This window comes from Helicobacter sp. 13S00482-2 (assembly GCF_002272795.1).
In the GTDB taxonomy this organism is placed as follows: Bacteria; Campylobacterota; Campylobacteria; order Campylobacterales; family Helicobacteraceae; genus Helicobacter_J.
The window spans coordinates 1-442 of the sequence record NZ_MLAT01000093.1 but is presented as its reverse complement, the minus strand read 5'-3'; the positions used below and the strand labels follow the sequence as shown (position 1 = coordinate 442).

At 41.0% G+C, this 442-nt stretch carries 1 protein-coding gene; it reads right to left on the bottom strand.

The genetic code is table 11. From position 1 onward, the window contains the following. Window positions 1-2: 2 nt before the first annotated feature. Window positions 3-442, bottom strand: a 440-nt coding sequence (locus BKH42_RS09715) for a hypothetical protein (RefSeq protein WP_180674057.1), incomplete at its 5' end; no start/stop codon positions are given.

Below are 442 nucleotides of genomic sequence, written 5' to 3'. Positions count from 1 at the left end.
CTTTAGGTGGGAGATATCTGTTTGGCAAAAAACCAAAGGGACGCACTCCTAGTGCTTATCAAATCAACCCTGCCCCAATCAGTCCTGCTAGTAATAGCAATGCTAATACTAGCAATACTAAAAATAGTAATACTGGCAATACTAATAATAGCAATGGTAATAATGGTAAGGCCAAGAGGAAGTAAGAGCAATACTAAGGCTGATGGAGTCAAAGCTAAGGTGAGAATGGTAATGGAATCAATCCTAATGCCAATGGAATCAAAGTTGATGGTGGGAATACTAAGGCCAATGGAGTCAAAACTGATCTCAATGGAGTCAAAGCTCATGATGGGAATGGTAAGGCCAATGGAGTCAAAACTGATCTCAATGGAGTCAAAGCTCATGATGGGAATGGTAAGGCCAATGGAGTCAAAGCTGATGATGGGAATGGTAAGGTTGATGA